The organism is Shewanella corallii (assembly GCF_023349125.1).
Taxonomy (GTDB): domain Bacteria; phylum Pseudomonadota; class Gammaproteobacteria; order Enterobacterales; family Shewanellaceae; genus Shewanella; species Shewanella corallii.
On the sequence record NZ_JAKIKT010000001.1, the window covers coordinates 937325 to 955887 of the forward strand.

Genomic DNA, 18563 nt, shown 5'->3' on the forward strand with positions numbered 1-18563 from the left:
TCCCTTGATTAATGTGGTTGTGAAAGCGCCTGGATCAGGGCTTCACGTAAATCCTGCTGCTGCACCTCACTGAGGGCTTCGCCTTCGCGGGTCTGCAACATGAAAAAATCTTCTGCACGCTCACCTATGGTGGTGATTTTGGCGGCGACCAATACTACGCCGCAGCGATAAAAAATATCGCCAACCTTAGCCAGCAGTCCGGGTGAGTCCAATGCGATCAGTTCCATCTTACTTGTATCATGGCGGGAACCCGGCAGGAAACTCACCTGGGTGGCAACTTTAAAAGGTTTCATCTTACGTGGCAGCTTACGGAACTTTGGCAGTTTTACCGTATCAGTGGCCAACGCCTTAACCAGCGCTTTACGGATACTCTGGATCCGCGACAGCTGGGAAACCGCTTCGCCGTTCTGCTCCAGGATAATAAAGCTGTCCAGCGCATAGTTATCCTTGGAACTCATCACCATGGCATCATGCACATCGATGTTTTTGTTGTCCAGTACCGCCATGACTGTCGCGAACAGTTTGGGTTTGTCCGGACAGTAGATAAACAGTTCTGTGCCGCCCCGGGACGTTTGTTTGGACAGCAGCACCAAAGCATCATCACCACGATGCTTGAGAATGGCTTCACTGTGCCAGGCAATCTGGTTGGGCATATGGCGCAGGAAGTAGTTGGCTTTGAACCGACCCCACAGCAGGTCAATATCTTTCTCTTTGATGCCCCGTCGCAGCAGGTCCTTTCTGGCTTTGGCCTGATGCTCCCGCACCCGAGCCCGAATATCCACCGGTTTCTCTTTACCTCTGGCAAGCACCCTTTGAGTGGAGAAATAGAGATCCCGTAACAGTGTACCTTTCCAGCTGTTCCACAGGCGGTCGTTGGTAGCGCAGATATCAGCTACGGTCAGGCAGTAAAGGTAACTCAGGTGCACCGCGTCCCGCACTACATCGGCAAATTCAGCCACCACATCCGGGTCGGAAATATCCCGGCGCTGGGCGGTCACCGACATCAGCAAGTGGTGTTCTACCAGCCAGGCAACCAAACGGCCGTCATGGTCGTTCATTCCATGCTGCTTGCAGAAACTAAGCGCATCTTCCGCCCCCAGAGTGGAGTGGTCACCACCCCGGCCTTTGGCGATGTCGTGGAAAATAGCGGCCAGTACCAGCAGGCCTTTTTTGGGTAACTGATTAATCAATACCGAGCCCAGAGGGAACTCCTCTTTTTGCTCCGGTTGAGCAAAACGCTCGATATTCAGCAGTAGTCTGTGGGTGTGCTCATCGACGGTATAGGCATGGAACAGGTCAAATTGCATTTGGCCTTCAATGGCCCGCCATGCCGGAAGGTAGGCAGACAAGACTCCATGTTTGTGCATCAACGACAATGCCGGAATACCTCTGGGGTGACGCAGTATCTCAACAAATATCTCGCGGCAGGCCTCATGACTGCACAGAGGCTGCAGTTGGGCGCGGCGAGCGCACCTTAAACTGCGTAGCGTCGGCGCGAATATTCCCTGGATATTGGAGTTGCGGGCAACCAGCAGGAACAGGCGGATAATCTGTTCAGGACTGTCGAACAGCTTGTCATCCAGAGCTTCGATAAAGCGGCCACGACGCTGGAAGTCACTGTCGATTGGACTGATGGTGAGTACTTCCTCATCGGTCAGGGTGGCGCGCTTGAACAGTTGCAACAGCATCTCGTTCAGCTCCATCACCCGACGTACTGTGCGGTAGTAGCGCTTCATCATCTCTTCTACTGCCAGTACGGTACCATCCTGGTAACCCATCACTTCTGCAACCTGGGGTTGCAGATCAAACAGCAGTCGATTCTCGTCCCGGTTGGCAACTATATGCAGCGCGAATCTCAGTTCCCAGAGGAAGTGTTGAGACTCCAGCAGCTCTTCCAGTTCGTGCTGATCCAGAAAACCATGGCCCACCAGTTCTTCCAGGCAGGCTGCATTGAAGTGGCGCATCGCCACCCAGGCTACGGTTTGAATATCCCTCAGTCCACCTGGGCAGGTCTTAAGATTGGGCTCTAGGTCAAATGCGCTGGCTTTGGCGTGGCGGTTAATCTGCTCTTCGCGCTTAGCAAGAAAGAAAGCATTGGATGGCCAGAAGTCACCTTCGCGGATGGCATCATAAAGAGCATCAAACAGGGCGGGCTGTCCCGCCAGCAGTCTTGCTTCCAACAGGTTAGTGGCAATGGTGATATCGCCACGACCCTGTGACAGGGTTTCAGCCAGTGTGCGGACACTGTGACCTATTTCAAGGCCGGCATCCCACAGATAGGCAATAAACTCACTCAGCGCTTTTTCGCCTGCCGGACTCAGCTCGTCGCCGAGCAGGAACAGGATATCAACATCCGAGTGGGGGTGGAGTTCGCTGCGGCCATAACCGCCAACGGCAATAAGGGCGATGGGATATTTTGCCAGGCCCAGATCCTGCCAGGCCTGGCACAGCAAAGCATCGACAAACCGGCACCTCTGTAACACCAATTCCGTAATAGCCGTTCCGGCCTGAAATTTACTGAGCAGATCCCGGTTTTGATCTGTCAGTGCGCACTTGGCGACCTGTGCTGTGTCCATGGTGTCCTCAAAGCAGTCTTGCCTGCCTTCTTATTATGCTTTGCTGTATTGCGGTTGTTAGTGATTGATAAAGCGTGGGAAGTCTTCCTCGTCACGCAGAGTCAGCACTTCCACACCGGTTTCTGTCACCAGCAAAGTGTGTTCCCACTGAGCTGAGTTTTTACCGTCAGTCGTGGTCACTGTCCAGCCATCATCTTTGTCCAGCTTGGTTTTAAAATTTCCGGCATTGATCATCGGCTCGATGGTGAAACACATGCCCGGACGCAGTACTGCGTTGTCGTTGTTCTTGTAGTGAACTACCTGAGGCTCTTCATGGAAAGTCGCACCAATGCCGTGACCACAGTAGTCCTTAACAATGCTGTACTTGTCCAGACCGCTTTTGCTGTTCTTGATGAACTTCTCGATGGTGGTACCGATTTCACCCAGTTTCATTCCCGGACGCACTTTACGGATAGCCACATACAGGCTTTCCTGAGCGATACGGCACAGGCGACGATCTTTAGGCGAAACGTCACCAATCAGAAACATTTTTGAGGTATCACCATGGTAGCCGTCTTTGATAACGGTAATGTCGATATTCAGAATGTCGCCATCTTTCAGGGCGTAGTCACCGGGAATACCGTGGCAGATAACATCGTTGACCGAAGTACAGATGGACTTGGGAAAACCGTGGTAGTTCAGAGGCGCTGAAATAGCGCCTTGCTCTTCGGTGTACTTGGCGCAAATTGCGTCCAGTTCGTTGGTGGTGATACCCGCCTTAACATGGGGGGCGATCATTGCCAGTACTTCTGCAGCCAGCTTACCGGCTGCGCGCATTTTTTCGATTTCTTCTGCTGTCTTGATGACTATACTCATTGGGCTTTCTCTAAGGATTGGCGGAACAATTTGGCGTACTGCCGTCCGGTAAAAAAATTGTGCTCACAACGGGATTATGGTATAAAGCGCGCCGTCATGTTTGACTCTGAATTTCCGGTTTTGAGTGGCGTGTCGGTGAAAACCGATTGGCCTTGCCGGTCAGGTCACGTAAAATGTGGCGGCCATTATACATGGCAATTAACGTAAATACTAAATCACACACGTATCGACACATACTTCGGGGTGCCCCTGGAAACTCGGGTCGAAGGCATGGGATGCGTGGAGGTTTAACCCCACTTTAAATGTAAGGTAGATTTAAAATGACTACAGTTTCTATGCGCGACATGCTGCAGGCCGGTGTACACTTCGGTCACCAAACCCGTTACTGGAACCCAAAGATGAAGCCATTCATCTTCGGTGCTCGCAACGGTGTACACATCATCAACCTGGAGCACACTGTTCCAATGTTCAACGAAGCTCTGGCGTTCATCAGCAACGTAGCTTCCAAGAAGGGTAAAATCCTGTTCGTTGGTACCAAGCGTGCAGCAAGCGAAGCGATCAAAGAATCCGCTATCTCTTGTGACCAGTACTATGTAGACAACCGTTGGTTGGGCGGTATGCTGACCAACTGGAAAACCGTTCGTCAGTCAATCAAGCGTCTGAAAGAACTGGAAACTCAGTCTGTAGATGGCACTTTTGACAAGCTGACCAAGAAAGAAGCTCTGATGCGTACTCGCGAGCTGGAAAAGCTGGAAAAGTCTCTGGGCGGTATCAAGAACATGGGCGGCCTGCCTGACGTTCTGTTCGTAATCGGTGCTGACCACGAACACATCGCTATCAAAGAAGCCAACAACCTGGGTATCCCAGTTGTAGCAGTAGTTGATACCAACTCTGCTCCAGATGGTGTTAACTACATCATCCCTGGCAACGATGACGCTATGCGTGCTATCAAGCTGTACACCTCTTCTGCTGCTGCCGCTGCTAACTCTGGCCGTGGTCAGGATCTGGCTGTTCAAGCTGAGCAAGACGGTTTCGTAGAGGCCGAATAATAAGGCGTGATGCACTGCATCTCCCTTATTAACCAAGCTATTTGATTGGTTAACAGGGGCCTCTTTGGGCCCCTGTTTTATATCTACACAGATCATCGAATTTATTTCGAACCTAATTTATAGAGGACTTAACAATGGCAATTACTGCTGCCCTGGTTAAAGAACTGCGCGATCGTACTGGCGCTGGCATGATGGATTGTAAAAAAGCTCTGACCGAAACCAACGGTGACATCGAGCTGGCGATCGAAAACATGCGTAAGAGCGGTGCTGCTAAAGCTGCTAAGAAAGCGGGTAACATCGCTGCTGAAGGTACCATCCTGATCAAGGAAGGCGAAGGTTTCGCTGCTCTGATCGAAGTTAACTGTCAGACTGACTTCGTAGCTAAAGACTCTAACTTCCTGGCTTTTGCTAACGAAGTTCTGGCTGTAGCTGCTGCTTCTAAAGTAACCATCGATGACCTGAAAGCTCAGTTCGAAGAAGCTCGTGTTGCTCTGGTTGCCAAGATCGGTGAAAACATCAACGTTCGTCGCGTTGAGTACATCGACGGTTCTAACCTGGCTACTTACCGTCACGGCGACCGTATCGGTGTAGTTGTAACTGGTGAAGCTGACGAAGAGACTCTGAAGCACCTGGCTATGCACGTAGCTGCTTCTAAGCCAGAGTTCGTAACTCCAGACGACGTTCCAGCTGAAGTTGTTGCCAAAGAGCGTGAAGTTCAGGTTGAAATCGCCATGAACGAAGGCAAGCCAAAAGAAATCGCTGAGAAGATGGTTGAAGGCCGTATGAAGAAGTTCACCGGTGAAGTATCTCTGACCGGTCAGGCTTACATCATGGAGCCTAAGAAGACTGTTGGCGAATTCCTGAAAGAAAAAGGCGCCACTGTTTCTAACTTCATCCGCCTGGAAGTGGGTGAAGGTATCGAGAAGAAAGTTGAGAACTTCGCTGATGAAGTGAAGGCTCAGCAAGAAGCCGCTGCCGCTGCTGCCGCTGCTGCTAAAGGCGAATAATCGCCTTCTCGTAAGTTATCAAGACCGCGGCTTTGCTGCGGTCTTGTTATACCTGAGCTACCCCAATATCAGCTTGGCGTAAGTCGCGGTATACTTGCGAAATTGACTTTGATGCCAGGGCATCAAAGGCCGGCAATCCGGCAACAACACATGAATAGTAAACAGAGTTGGTTTGATACCAGGACTAGAAAAATATGAGCACCAATCCTAAACCTGCATTTCGACGCATTCTTTTGAAGTTAAGTGGTGAAGCTCTGATGGGCGAGGAAGGCTTCGGTATTGATCCGAAAGTACTCGACCGTATGGCTCAGGAAGTCAAAGAGTTGGTTGAACTGGGTATTCAGGTAGGCGTGGTTATCGGTGGTGGTAACCTGTTCCGTGGTGAGGGTTTGGCCAAAGCTGGTATGAATCGCGTAGTGGGTGACCACATGGGTATGTTGGCCACCGTGATGAATGGTCTGGCCATGCGTGATGCGCTGCACCGTGCATATGTGAATGCTCGCCTGATGTCTGCTATTCCTCTTAACGGTGTGTGTGACCGTTACAACTGGGCTGAAGCCATCAGCCTGCTGAAATCCGGTCGTGTGGTAATTTTTGCTGCCGGTACCGGTAACCCATTCTGTACTACTGACTCTGCCGCCTGTCTGCGTGGTATTGAGATTGAGTCAGAAGTGGTACTTAAAGGTACTAAGGTTGACGGTGTATACTCCGCTGACCCGATGAAAGACCCTGAAGCCGTCAAATATGATGTGCTGGGCTACAACGAAGTACTGGAAAAAGAATTAAAAGTCATGGATCTCGCTGCATTTACTATGGCGCGTGATCATGATATGCCTATCCTGGTTTTCAATATGAACAAGCCAGGCGCACTGCGCCGTGCCATTATGGGCGAACAGGAAGGCACACTGATTAAAGCTATCTAAACCCGTATGGGGTAATGACCTAAAAAAGGACATTTAACGTGATTGAAGATATCCAAAAAGACGCTAAAGAGCGCATGGGCAAATGTGTTGAAGCAATGAAAGGCCAGATGAGCAAGGTACGTACCGGTCGCGCTCACCCAAGCTTGCTGAACTCAATCCATGTTTCTTACTATGGCACCATGACTCCCCTGAACCAGGTGGGTAACGTTGTAGTAGAAGACTCCCGTACTCTGGCAGTAAACGTGTTTGACCGCAGCATGATCCAGGCAGTAGAGAAGGCTATCATGAGCTCTGATCTGGGCCTTAACCCGATGTCTGCAGGTGCCACTATCCGTATTCCTCTGCCTCCACTGACTGAAGAGCGTCGTCGTGACCTGGTTAAAGTGGTTCGCGCTGAAGCTGAAAACGGTCGTATCGCAGTTCGTAACGTTCGTCGTGATGCCAACTCTGACGTGAAAGGTCTGGAAAAAGCGAAAGAGTGTACCGAAGACGATGTACGTCGCAGTGAAGATGAAGTGCAGAAGCTGACTGATGCACACATCAAACAAATCGACGAAATTCTGGCTGCTAAAGAAGCAGAGTTGATGGAAGTTTAATTCCCAAGCTCAAGTAACTAGAGTTGAAGCGCCGTGTAGCGGTATACTACACGGCGTTTGTTTATTTTTAAGGGTTGTTGTACATGTCATCCAAGATGGAACTTGATTCCGGTTTGACTTCCCCGGGGGAGTCCTGCGCATCTGCAAACGAGTTGCCGTTGGCATTACCGGAGTTACTGCAGCAGTCTGTTCCCAATCATGTCGCGATTATTATGGATGGCAACGGTCGCTGGGCACAGGCCAAGGGTAAGGCCAGAGTATTAGGCCACAGAGCCGGTGTAAAAGCCGTTCGTCGCGCCGTGAGTACTGCCCGCAATCTGGGCGTAAAGTCCCTTACACTGTTTGCCTTCTCATCTGAAAACTGGCGTCGTCCCGACACAGAAGTCACCCTCCTGATGGAACTCTTTTTCACTGTACTGCAGCGTGAAATCAAGCTGTTGGACAAAAATGGGGTTCGACTTAACATTATCGGTGACACCAGTCGTTTCTCTGAGCGTCTGCAAAAGCAGATCCGCACCGCCGAAGCTCAGACGGCAAATAATGACAAGCTAATTCTTAATGTGGCTGCCAATTACGGCGGGCGCTGGGATATTATGCAGGCCGCCCGCAAACTGGCCGATAAGGTCGAATCGGGCGAAATGAAGGCAGAAGCCTTCACGGAAGAAGCTCTGAACCAGCATCTGTGTATGCAGGATCAGGGAGAAGTGGATCTGATGATCCGCACAGGTGGCGATTATCGCATCAGCAATTTTATTCTTTGGCAGGCTGCTTATGCAGAGTTGGTGTTTACCGACATCCTGTGGCCGGACTTTGATGAACAGGCGTTTCATCAAGCCGTTGCCGTGTTTGCCAGCCGTCAGCGCCGTTTTGGCCTGACCGGTTCCCAGATTGACGCGCTGCGCACTCTTTAAAATCCACTCGCGAGGAAGTCTTTTGCTAAAGCAACGAATAATAACAGCAATCTTGTTGATCCCTTTTGTGCTGGGCGGTGTCTTCTATCTGCCGGCTGACTATTTTGCCTGGGCATTGGTACCGATCTTCTTAATTGCCGCGAAAGAGTGGGGCAAATTTATAGAGCCTGAGTGCACTGTGACCCAGTGGAGCTTCACCTTCACCATGGGGATTTTGCTGATAGCCCTTAACTTCCTGGTGCCGGCTGAGGCTGTCTGGGCAGGTGGTATGGGGCTCAACCCTGTTTATCAGGGGATTATAGGTCTGGGTGCTATCTGGTGGATAGTTTCTGCCTTTTTGGTGGTGGGGTTCCCCAACAGCAGCCAGTTCTGGCAAAAAAGCCCCATGCTCAAGTCTATGTTTGGCCAGCTGACACTGGCTCCCTGCTTTGCTGCGCTTATTGCCCTCAAGAGTTTGAGCAGTATGGCTCATCCCTATTACGGCGGCTTCCTGGTATTTCTGGTGTTCTTGGTGGTGTGGGCTGCAGACACAGGTGCCTACTTCTTTGGCCGCAGCATGGGTAAACGCAAGCTGATGCCCAATGTTAGTCCTGCCAAGACCCTTGAAGGCCTGCTGGGTGGCCTGTTGACCACTATGGTGGTGGTGGCACTGGTGATGTATCTGTCTCCTGAGCAGGAGTTACCTCTGGTGATTGCCGTGACTCTGATTACCGCCGTTGCCTCGGCGCTGGGCGACCTGTCTGAAAGTATGTTCAAGCGCAGTGCAAATATTAAAGACTCAGGTAATATTTTGCCCGGACATGGAGGCGTGCTGGACCGTATTGACAGTCTGACGGCAGCACTGCCCGTATTTACCCTGATTTATGTTGCATTCTGGATGTAATTGATATGCAAAATATGGTGATTTTGGGTGCGACTGGCTCTATCGGCGCCAGCACACTCGGTGTGATTTCCCAAAACCCGGATGCCTACCGCGCCTATGCATTGGTGGCTCACTCCAACGTCGATAAAATGTTATCCCTCTGCCACCAACATAAACCTCAGTTTGTGCACATGGTGGATGAGGCCGCCGCCAAAGCGCTGAATGAAGCCTTGAGCCCGGAACTGGGTATCGAGGTGACCACAGGTGAACAGGCGCTGCTTGAGCTGGTTACTGCTGGTGACGTAGATACCGTTATGGCGGCTATTGTTGGTGCTGCTGGACTGGTACCGACATTGGCTGCAGTGAAGGCTGGCAAACGCATTTTGCTGGCAAACAAAGAGTCACTGGTGATGTCCGGCCAGCTGTTTATGGATGCCGCAAAAGCATCCGGCGCGCAGATCCTGCCGGTAGACAGCGAGCACAACGCGATTTTCCAGTGTCTGCCTGAATCGATTCAGCAAAACCTCGGCTATTGTGATCTGGGCGCAGACGGTATCTCCTATATTCTGCTCACCGGCTCAGGTGGTCCTTTCCTGAATACTCCTATCGAGCAACTTAAGTTGATGACACCGGCTCAGGCCTGTAAGCATCCAAATTGGTCGATGGGGCCAAAGATCTCTGTAGACTCGGCGTCCATGATGAACAAGGGCCTGGAGTTTATCGAGGCGCGCTGGCTGTTCAATACCAAGCAGGAACAGCTGAAAGTGGTTATTCACCCACAGAGCGTTATCCACTCCATGGTGCAGTATCGTGATGGCAGTGTGCTGGCCCAGCTGGGCAACCCTGACATGCGTACTCCAATTGCTCATTGTATGTCCTATCCCGAGAGAATTCAGTCAGGTGTGGAACCTTTGGACTTTTTCAAAGTCGGACAATTAAGCTTTTGTGAGCCGGACTACCGTCGTTACCCTTGCCTTGAGCTGGCTATTGAAGCCTGCCATCAGGGGCAGGAAGCGACCACAGTGCTCAACGCGGCCAACGAAATCGCTGTGGCGGCATTTCTGGCCGGCGGTATCGGTTTTACCGATATCGCTAAAGTCAATGCCCATGGCTTGTCTGCATTGCAAACTCAAACGCTGACCAGCATTGAAGATATTTTGGCCCTGGATACCGAGGCCCGCGCCAAGGCCAGGGAGTTTATTCGTCAGCTGACTTGATAGACAGGATTTGAATGTTCGATTTTGTTTGGAATTTAGGCTCATTTATTGTCGCGCTCGGGATCTTGATTACCGCCCATGAGTACGGCCACTTTTGGGTGGCCAGAAAATGCGGAGTTAAAGTCGAGCGCTTCTCTATCGGCTTTGGCAAGGCTATATGGCGTAAAGTCGGTAAGGATGGCACCGAGTATGTGGTCGCCATGATCCCCCTTGGCGGCTACGTCAAAATGTTGGATGAAAGGGTAGAGGATGTTCCGGAACATCTGAAAGACCAGGCATTCAACCGCAAGTCTGTTTGGCAGCGCATCGCCATTGTTGCTGCCGGCCCTGTCGCTAACTTCATTTTTGCCATCTTCGCGCTGTACATCATGTACCTGATTGGCGTCCCTTCTATTAAGCCTGTTATCGACAGCGTTAAAGCTGATACGCCTGCTGCTGTGGTGCAATTGAATGACAAGCCGGAAGAGATTCTGGCGGTTGATGGTCAGAAGGTCAGAAACTGGGAAGAGGTCAACCTGGCGTTAATGGCAGAAATTGGCTCTCCATCCATTGAGCTGACGCTGGCCCCGCTGGACAGAGTGCAGGATGCTGGCAACAGCCGCAGCTTTACACTGGACACCCGCGACTGGAAATTTGACCCGGACAAACAACTGCCTTCAACCAGTCTCGGTCTGAACGCCTATCGTCCCGCTATCACTCCTGTTATCGCTGTTGTGAGTGACGGCAGCGCCGCGGCCAAGGCCGGTATGGAGAAAGGCGATCTGATAGTGGCCGTGGACGGCAAGCCTTACCCCGGTTGGAATGCGTTTGCCAAGTCGATTCGTGGCAGTGCCGACAAAGCGATGAATATCACAGTTCGTCGGGACGGCGAACAACTGCAGCTGACAGTAACACCGGAAGCGGCTGAAGGCGCAGATGGAAAGACTGTTGGCGTTATGGGGATCGCCCCAACTGCGGAAAATTGGCCGGAAAACATGCGTCTGCAGATGCAGTATGGCATAGTAGACGCCTTTGGTGCTGCACTGGACAAAACCTGGAAGCTGATGGATGTCAGCGTTCGCATGTTTGGTAAGCTCCTGACCGGCGATGTGTCGGTGAAAAACCTGAGCGGCCCTATCTCCATTGCGCAGGGGGCCGGAAACAGTGCAGAATTCGGTCTGGTTTATTTTCTGGGCTTTCTCGCGTTGATTAGTGTCAACCTTGGCATTGTCAACCTGCTGCCGTTGCCTGTATTGGATGGTGGCCACTTGATGTATTACCTGGTGGAAGTGGTAACAGGTAAACCCGTGCCTGAAAAAATTCAGGAAATTGGATTCAGATTTGGGGCAGCGCTGCTGCTGATGTTGATGAGCGTTGCGCTGTTCAACGACTTTGCCCGACTCTGAGCAAGGACAGACAAATAATTAGAAGTGCTCTATGAGATTGAATAAACTTTTTGCCTCGATGTTATTGGTCGGCGCGACTGTATCAGGGAATGCCCACGCGGGTTTTGAGCCATTTACAGTCACTGATATTCAGGTGGATGGATTGCAACGGGTTGCCCTGGGTGCCGCCCTGCTGAGTCTGCCTATCAAGGTCGGTGACACGGTTGACCAAACAAAATTGCAGCAGGCCATCAAGAGCCTGTACGCCTCAACCAACTTTGAAGACGTCAAAGTCTCCCGGGATGGCGGTGTACTGATTGTTGAAGTGAAAGAGCGTCCGACAATCAGCACTATCACCTTTGAAGGCAATAAAGATATTAAAGACGAGCAGCTGCAGGAAAGTCTCGACGGCAGTGGTGTGAAGATAGGCGAAGCCCTGGACCGCACCATGATCTCCGGTATCGAGAAAGGTTTGCAGGATTTCTACTACGGCGTGGGTAAATATGGCGCCAAGGTGGAAGCTCAGGTGATTAATCTGCCACGTAACCGGGTTGAGTTGAAGTTCAACTTTACTGAAGGTCTGGCGGCGGAAATCAAGCAGATCAACTTTGTCGGCAATACCGTATTCAGCGACGCTGAACTACGCGGCATGATTGAGCTTAAAGACTATGTGGCCTGGTGGGATCTGTTTGGTGAGCGCCGCTATCAGAAGCAGAAGCTACAGGCTGACCTTGAAACCATCAAAAACGCATACCAGAACGATGGTTATATCCGCTTCAATGTGACCTCTACTCAGGTTGCCATGACGCCGGATCGCAAGGGCCTTTACATCACAGTTAACGTGGATGAGGGCGACCAGTACAAGGTGAAAGAGGTTAATCTGACCGGTGACCTGATGGGACGTGAAGAGCTGATGAAGGCGATTTTGCCTATTGAAGCTGGTACCACCTATGACGGCGGTGACGTTACCTTTACCGAAGAGATGTACTCCAAGTACCTGGGCCGTTTTGGCTACGCCTACCCGGAAGTAAAGACTTACCCTGAAATTGATGATGAGACCAAAGAGGTTACTCTGAATATCAATATTAAGCCGGGTAAACGGGTATATGTCCGTAACATCAACGTGACCGGTAACGAAGTCACCAAAGATGAAGTACTGCGCCGTGAAATGCGTCAGATGGAAGGTTCCTGGCTGAACTCAGCCCTGGTGGAAACCTCCAAGGCGCGTCTGAACCGTTTGGGCTTCTTTGAGACTGTCGATACCGAAACTGTGCAGGTGCCGGGCAGTGACGATTTGGTGGATGTCAACTTCACCGTGAAAGAGCAGCCATCCGGCTCCTTTAACGCGGGTGTGGGTTATGGTACCGAATCCGGTCTGAGCCTGCAGTTTGGTGTACAGCAGAGCAACTTCCTGGGGACAGGTAATCAGGCGGGTATCAACCTGTCTACCAACAAGTACTCCAAGAACGTTAACCTGTCTTACACCGACCCATACTTCACCAAAGATGGTGTAAGCCTGGGCGGCAGCATCTACTGGAACGAGTTCGACGCCAACGAGGCCAACCTTGAGCGCTATAAGAACAAGTCCTATGGTGTGGCGCTGAACACAGGTTTCCCAATTAACGAATACAACCGTATCAACGCGGGTATTGGCTATCGTCACAACACAATTTCTGAAATCTCAGCCTATGAACAGGCACTGCGTTTCTACGATATTTACCGCGAGAGTGACGACCCCAACAGTGAGCTGAGCTTCGATAACTTCGAGCTGAGTCTGGGTTGGTATCGCTCCACCCTGAACCGTGGAACCTTCCCAACCGATGGTTCGTCACAGCGTCTGTCCGGTAAGATGACAGTACCTGGTTCAGATTTGCAGTACTTTAAGACTGAGTTTGATACCAGCTTCTACTTCCCGCTGACCCGTAGTCACAGCTTCGTGCTGTTGACCCGTGCCAAAGCCGGCTACGGCAACGGTTATGGTGAGTTTAACGGTAATGACCAGATCCTGCCGTTCTGGGAAAACTACTACCTGGGTGGCACCTCACTGCGTGGCTTTAAGTCCAACACAGTTGGTCCTCGCTCCTTCTACGTGATCCGTGATAATGAGCCATGTCCGCCGGATCCAAGTGGTGGTGGCTGTAGTCTGCCAGGCGATCCAAATCGCATTGAGGTAAGTCAGGGACGCAGTATTGGTGGTAACGCCATGGCGGTTGCCAGTATGGAGCTGATTGTTCCTACGCCGTTCCTGGATGAAGCCTATAGCAATTCGGTTCGTACCAGCTTCTTCGTTGATGCCGGTAACGTGTGGGATACCGAATTTGACTATGACTCTTATCGTTCACTGCCTGCAGATGAGTTTGCCAAACTGCAGGATTTCAGTGACCCGGCCCGTATCCGTGCCTCCTGGGGTATGAGTGTACAATGGCTGTCTCCTATGGGCCCGATGGTGTTCAGCCTGGCATGGCCTATCAAGGAGTACGAGGATGATGACACTGAGATCTTCTCCTTCAATATTGGCAAAACATTCTAAAACAAATACACTCGGCACGTTTCCAATGCCAAAAGCAAGGATAAAGGAGCTTATTTTGAAAAAGACGGTAAACCGCGCACTGATGACTCTGGTAATGCTGGGTGCACCAATGATGGCCCACGCAGAGAAGATTGCGGTAGTTGATATGGCTGCAGTATTTGAGCAGCTGCCCCAGCGTGAGCAGATTGGTAAGCAACTGGAAAGCGAATTTGGCGATCGTATGGCTGCAGTTAAAAAACTGCAGGAAGACCTGCGCTCCATGGCTGAGAAAAACCAGCGTGACGCTGCATTGATGAGCGAAACCCAAAAAACTGAAGCCCTGCGTAAAATGGAGTCCATGCAGGCTGATCTTCAGTTGAAAGGAAAAGCTCTGGATGAAGACCTGCGCCGCCGTCAGGGTGAAGAGCAGAACAAACTGCTGGGTCAGGTACAGAAAGTGATCACCTCTGTTGCTGAAAAAGGCAAGTACGACATCGTTCTGCAGCGTGGCGCTGTAATCTATGTCAAGCCAGACGCAGACATCAGCAATCAGGTAGTTGAGGCCTTAAGCAAAGGCAACTAATTGAATGAAAAGTGTGACCTTGAAACAACTGGGCGAGCTTTTGAGCGCCCAGGTAAAGGGTGATGAAAACATTGAAATTTTCAGTGTTTCCACCCTGGAGCTGGCCCAACGTGGCCAGCTGACTTTTTTAGCCAACAGTAAATACCGCAACCAGCTTGAACAAACTCAGGCCAGTGCGGTGTTGTTGTCTGAAAAGGATGCAGAATCTTATCAAGGCAATGCCCTGGTGTTGAGAGACCCTTATGTGGGCTTCGCCCGGGTAGCTCAATTGCTGGATACCACCCCACGTGAAGCTGACGGTATTCATCCTTCTGCACATATTGACCCATCCGCTCAGTTGGGCGAGGGCGTTGCTATTGCGGCTAATGTGGTTATCGGTGCCAATGTGATTCTGGGTGAGAACGTCCAGATTGGTGCAGGTACCGTGATTGGTCAGGACACTATTATCGGCAGCGGTACCCGTTTGTGGGCCAATGTCACCGTTTATCACGATGTGCATATGGGACAAGACTGTCTTGTTCACTCAGGCACTGTGATTGGCTCTGATGGCTTTGGGTATGCCAACGAACGTGGTCAGTGGGTCAAAATTCCACAGACAGGTGGCGTACGAATTGGTGACCGTGTTGAGATTGGCGCAGGTGCCACAATCGACCGAGGTGCGCTGGCCCATACAGAAATTCACGATGGTGTGATTCTGGACAATCAGGTTCAGATTGCTCACAACGATATAATCGGTGCCAACACCTGTATAGCAGGTTGTACCGTGGTGGCCGGCAGCGTCACTATCGGCAAGCACTGTATTATCGGTGGTAATTGCGCCATCTCCGGCCACTTGAGCATTTGTGATGGGGTCCACATCAGTGGCAGTACCAACATCACCAACAATGTAAAAGAGCCGGGTCTGCTCTCTTCTGCGACTGTAGCCATGGACAATCGTACCTGGCGTAAGAATACAGTGCGCTTCCGCCAGCTGGATGAGTTGTTCCAGCGGGTGAAGAAGATTGAAAAAACAATGAAAACTGAAGATTGACAGTCCTGCACTGTTAGAGGAAACGAGCTCGTGTCTAATGAAATGAACACAATGGACATCAAGGAAATACTTGAGTATTTGCCACACAGATATCCATTCCTGTTGATCGACCGCGTACTGGATTTCACCCCGGGTGAAACCCTGCACGCCATTAAGAACGTTACCATCAATGAACCTTTCTTCCAGGGACACTTTCCGGTGCAGCCTGTGATGCCGGGCGTATTGATTCTGGAAGCTATGGCTCAGGCCACCGGCTTGCTGGCGTTCAAAACCATGAGCAACAAACCGTCTCCTGATGTGCTGTACTATTTTGCCGGTATCGACAATGCTCGCTTCAAGCGTGTTGTCGAGCCAGGTGATCAGCTGCACTTTAATGTGAAAATGATCAAGGAACGTCGCGGGATTGGCGTGTTCCAGGGTGAAGCCAGAGTTGATGGCGAGCTGGTTTGCTCGGCTGAAATCATGTGTGCTCGCAGAGAGATTGGCAAGTGATTGATAAATTAGCGTTTGTACATCCAGATGCGAAAATTGGCAATAACGTCACCATCGGCCCCTGGTGCTACATAGGCGAAGGCGTTGAGATAGGTGACGACTGCTGGTTGAGCTCTCATGTGGTGGTCAAAGGGCCTACCGTTATCGGTAAGGGCAACCGGATTTTCCAATTCGCGTCAGTGGGTGAAGAGTGTCAGGACAAGAAGTACGCCGGTGAGCCTACTCGTCTGATTATCGGTGATAACAATATCATCCGTGAATCAGTGACTATTCACCGCGGTACCATTCAGGACAACAGCGAAACCCGTATCGGTTCCAATAACCTGTTTATGGCTTATGTTCACATTGCTCACGACTGCGTGGTGGGCAACAACGTGATTATGGCCAACAACGCATCTATCGCAGGTCATTGCCATGTGGATGACTTCGCAATTCTTGGCGGTATGACAGGGGTTCACCAGTTCGTGCATATTGGCGCTCATGCCTTTACTGCCGGTGCGTCTTTGGTATTGCAGGATGTACCTCCGTTCGTGATGGCATCCGGTCAGGCGGCAACGCCACGGGGCCTGAACTTTGAAGGTATGAAGCGTCGTGGTTTCTCCAAGGAAACCCAGCAAGCGATGCGCCGCGCTTATAAAACCATGTACCGTTCCAGCCTGACAGTGGCAGAAGCGGTAGAAGCCATGAAGGAAGATGCTGAGCAATTCCCTGAAGTGGCGGACTTTATCGAATTCTGCACCAGTTCCAACCGGGGTATTATTCGCTGATATGACAAGCAAAGCTAAACCGCTTGTTTTTGCTATGGTCGCCGGAGAAGTCTCCGGCGATATTTTAGGTGCAGGTTTAGTCAAAGCACTTAAGCAAAGACACCCAGACGCCAGGTTTGTAGGTATTGGCGGCTCTCGTATGGAAGCCCTTGGGTTCGAATCTTTTTACGCCATGGAAGAGTTGGCTGTGATGGGGATTGTTGAAGTCCTGTCCCGGTTACCTCGTCTGCTGAGCGTCCGCAAAGGCCTGGTTAAACAAATTCTGGATATCCAACCCGACTGCTTTATCGGTATCGATGCGCCCGACTTCAACCTGGGTGTTGAGCTTAAGCTGAAGCAGGCCGGTATCAAGACAGTTCACTATGTCAGCCCATCAGTCTGGGCCTGGCGTCCAAAGCGTATTTTCAAAATCGAAAAAGCCACCAATATGGTGTTGTCTTTGTTGCCCTTTGAAAAAGCGTTTTACGATAAATATCAGGTGCCCTGTACCTTTGTTGGCCATACTCTGGCGGATGATATCCCTATGGAGAGCGACAAGGCAGAAGCCCGCGAGCAGCTGGGGCTGGATCCTCAGGCTGAGTACCTTGCGATTCTACCCGGTTCCCGTGGCGGCGAGCTGAAGATGCTGGCGGAGCCTTTTGTGAAGGCGGCGAGCCTTCTCAAGCAGGAGTTTCCCGATGTCCGCTTTATCACCCCTTTGGTGAACGAATCCCGCAGGCAGCAGTTCCTTGAAGCCCTTAAAGCCCATGCGCCGGATCTGGAAATCCATCTGGTGGAAGGCCAATCCCGTGAGGTGATGACAGCCTGTGATGCTATTTTGCTGGCTTCAGGTACTGCTACATTGGAAGCCATGCTGGTGAAGCGTCCTATGGTAGTGGCCTACCGGGTGGCGCCTATGACTTACCGGATTGCCAAGCGTCTGATGCAAATAAACAGGTATTCTCTGCCAAACTTGTTGGCCGGCCGTGATCTGGTTCCAGAGCTTATTCAGGCTGACTGTACGCCTGAAAAAATCGCCGCCTCTGTTGGCAATATGCTCAACAGCGACAACAGAGAATTGCTCGATTCCTTTACCGAGCTTCATCAACAGATCCGCTGCAATGCCAGTGAGCGTGCCGCCGATGCTGTGATGGCTTTGATTGAATCCTGATTTGGATCTGGTTTATCTATGGCTGTATTAAAAAATCTGACACCTGAGCAGGCTGCAATACTCTCATCTGGTCTGGTCGCAGGTGTTGACGAAGTGGGCCGTGGTCCACTGATTGGTGATGTGGTGACTGCTGCGGTAATTCTTGACCCGGCTAATCCCATCGCTGGTCTCAATGACTCCAAAAAGCTGAGCGAGAAGAAGCGTGATGCGCTTTATGGCGAGATTATGGAGAAGGCGCTGGCCGTTAGCGTAGGGCGTTGCAGCCCGGCGGAAATTGATGAGCTGAATATTCTGCACGCTACCATGACGGCTATGCAGCGTGCAGTGGCCGGTTTGTCTATCAGGCCGGAAAAGGTATTGGTGGACGGCAATCGTACGCCTGATTTTGGCCTTCCTGCTGACGCAGTGGTGAAGGGTGACGGTCTTGTCGCTGCTATCAGTGCTGCATCCATTATCGCCAAAGTAGTGCGTGATAAAGAGATGGAAGCGCTGGATGCCAAATACCCTCAATATGGTCTGGCCAAGCACAAGGGCTATCCGACCAAGGCGCATTTTGAAGCGCTGGCCGAACATGGCGTATTGCCTGAGCACAGGCGCAGCTTCCGCCCGGTGCGGGAGTGGCTAGAGCAGAACGGCGGAGTTTGAAAACTTTAGCTGATGAAAGTAAAGGTG

The 18563-nt window shown here is 51.2% G+C and carries 16 protein-coding genes and 1 pseudogene; 15 read left to right on the forward strand and 2 right to left on the reverse strand.

Annotated elements, in window-relative coordinates:
• Positions 1-8: 8 nt before the first annotated feature.
• Both glnD and map read right to left on the reverse strand, forming a co-directional pair.
• Positions 9-2579, reverse strand: a pseudogene (gene glnD, locus L2725_RS04110) (bifunctional uridylyltransferase/uridylyl-removing protein GlnD); the annotation flags it as partial.
• 54 nt (positions 2580-2633) lie between these two features.
• Complete coding sequence (map, locus tag L2725_RS04115; protein ID WP_248934557.1) at positions 2634-3431, reverse strand: type I methionyl aminopeptidase; 798 nt, start codon at positions 3429-3431, stop codon at positions 2634-2636.
• Between the two features lie 320 nt (positions 3432-3751).
• Here map and rpsB point away from each other — a divergent pair, with 320 nt between their 5' ends.
• The 15 genes from rpsB to rnhB all read left to right on the forward strand — a co-directional run bounded on the left by rpsB (position 3752) and on the right by rnhB (position 18536).
• Positions 3752-4480, forward strand: coding sequence for a 30S ribosomal protein S2 (gene rpsB / locus L2725_RS04120; protein WP_115135167.1), 729 nt, complete (start codon positions 3752-3754; stop codon positions 4478-4480).
• Between the two features lie 134 nt (positions 4481-4614).
• On the forward strand, positions 4615-5487 hold the full coding sequence (tsf, locus tag L2725_RS04125; protein ID WP_249247767.1) for a translation elongation factor Ts: 873 nt from the start codon (positions 4615-4617) through the stop codon (positions 5485-5487).
• Between the two features lie 194 nt (positions 5488-5681).
• The gene (gene pyrH, locus L2725_RS04130; protein WP_115135162.1) at positions 5682-6410 is read left to right on the forward strand and encodes a UMP kinase; all 729 of its coding nucleotides are present in this window, start codon (positions 5682-5684) and stop codon (positions 6408-6410) included.
• A 74-nt stretch (positions 6411-6484) separates the two neighbouring features.
• On the forward strand, positions 6485-7006 hold the full coding sequence (frr, locus tag L2725_RS04135; protein ID WP_283106357.1) for a ribosome recycling factor: 522 nt from the start codon (positions 6485-6487) through the stop codon (positions 7004-7006).
• 83 nt (positions 7007-7089) lie between these two features.
• Positions 7090-7917 carry a polyprenyl diphosphate synthase gene (gene uppS, locus L2725_RS04140; protein ID WP_248934561.1) on the forward strand — a complete coding sequence of 276 codons (828 nt, stop codon included), beginning with the start codon at positions 7090-7092 and terminating at the stop codon, positions 7915-7917.
• Positions 7918-7939: 22 nt separating this feature from the next.
• Entirely contained in the window at positions 7940-8800 is an 861-nt protein-coding gene (locus tag L2725_RS04145; RefSeq protein WP_248934562.1) for a phosphatidate cytidylyltransferase, read from the forward strand.
• Between the two features lie 5 nt (positions 8801-8805).
• Positions 8806-9996, forward strand: coding sequence for a 1-deoxy-D-xylulose-5-phosphate reductoisomerase (gene ispC, locus L2725_RS04150; RefSeq protein ID WP_249247769.1), 1191 nt, complete (start codon positions 8806-8808; stop codon positions 9994-9996).
• A 14-nt stretch (positions 9997-10010) separates the two neighbouring features.
• A complete protein-coding gene (gene rseP / locus L2725_RS04155) occupies positions 10011-11381 on the forward strand; it encodes a sigma E protease regulator RseP (RefSeq protein WP_249247770.1) in 1371 nt (456 codons plus the stop codon).
• 31 nt (positions 11382-11412) lie between these two features.
• Entirely contained in the window at positions 11413-13890 is a 2478-nt protein-coding gene (gene bamA, locus L2725_RS04160) for an outer membrane protein assembly factor BamA (RefSeq protein WP_248934565.1), read from the forward strand.
• 55 nt (positions 13891-13945) lie between these two features.
• Entirely contained in the window at positions 13946-14452 is a 507-nt protein-coding gene (locus L2725_RS04165) for an OmpH/Skp family outer membrane protein (RefSeq protein ID WP_240316969.1), read from the forward strand.
• Positions 14453-14456: 4 nt separating this feature from the next.
• The gene (gene lpxD, locus L2725_RS04170) at positions 14457-15482 is read left to right on the forward strand and encodes a UDP-3-O-(3-hydroxymyristoyl)glucosamine N-acyltransferase (protein WP_249247771.1); all 1026 of its coding nucleotides are present in this window, start codon (positions 14457-14459) and stop codon (positions 15480-15482) included.
• A gap of 30 nt (positions 15483-15512) precedes the next feature.
• Complete coding sequence (gene fabZ / locus L2725_RS04175) at positions 15513-15974, forward strand: 3-hydroxyacyl-ACP dehydratase FabZ (RefSeq protein ID WP_115135143.1); 462 nt, start codon at positions 15513-15515, stop codon at positions 15972-15974.
• Positions 15971-16741 (forward strand): acyl-ACP--UDP-N-acetylglucosamine O-acyltransferase, encoded by a 771-nt coding sequence (gene lpxA / locus L2725_RS04180; RefSeq protein ID WP_115135141.1) that lies wholly within the window; start codon positions 15971-15973, stop codon positions 16739-16741. The genes fabZ and lpxA overlap by 4 nt, the downstream gene beginning before the upstream one ends.
• A 1-nt stretch (position 16742) precedes the next feature.
• Complete coding sequence (lpxB, locus tag L2725_RS04185) at positions 16743-17891, forward strand: lipid-A-disaccharide synthase (RefSeq protein ID WP_249247772.1); 1149 nt, start codon at positions 16743-16745, stop codon at positions 17889-17891.
• Between the two features lie 18 nt (positions 17892-17909).
• The gene (gene rnhB, locus L2725_RS04190) at positions 17910-18536 is read left to right on the forward strand and encodes a ribonuclease HII (RefSeq protein WP_249247773.1); all 627 of its coding nucleotides are present in this window, start codon (positions 17910-17912) and stop codon (positions 18534-18536) included.
• Positions 18537-18563 lie beyond the last annotated feature (27 nt).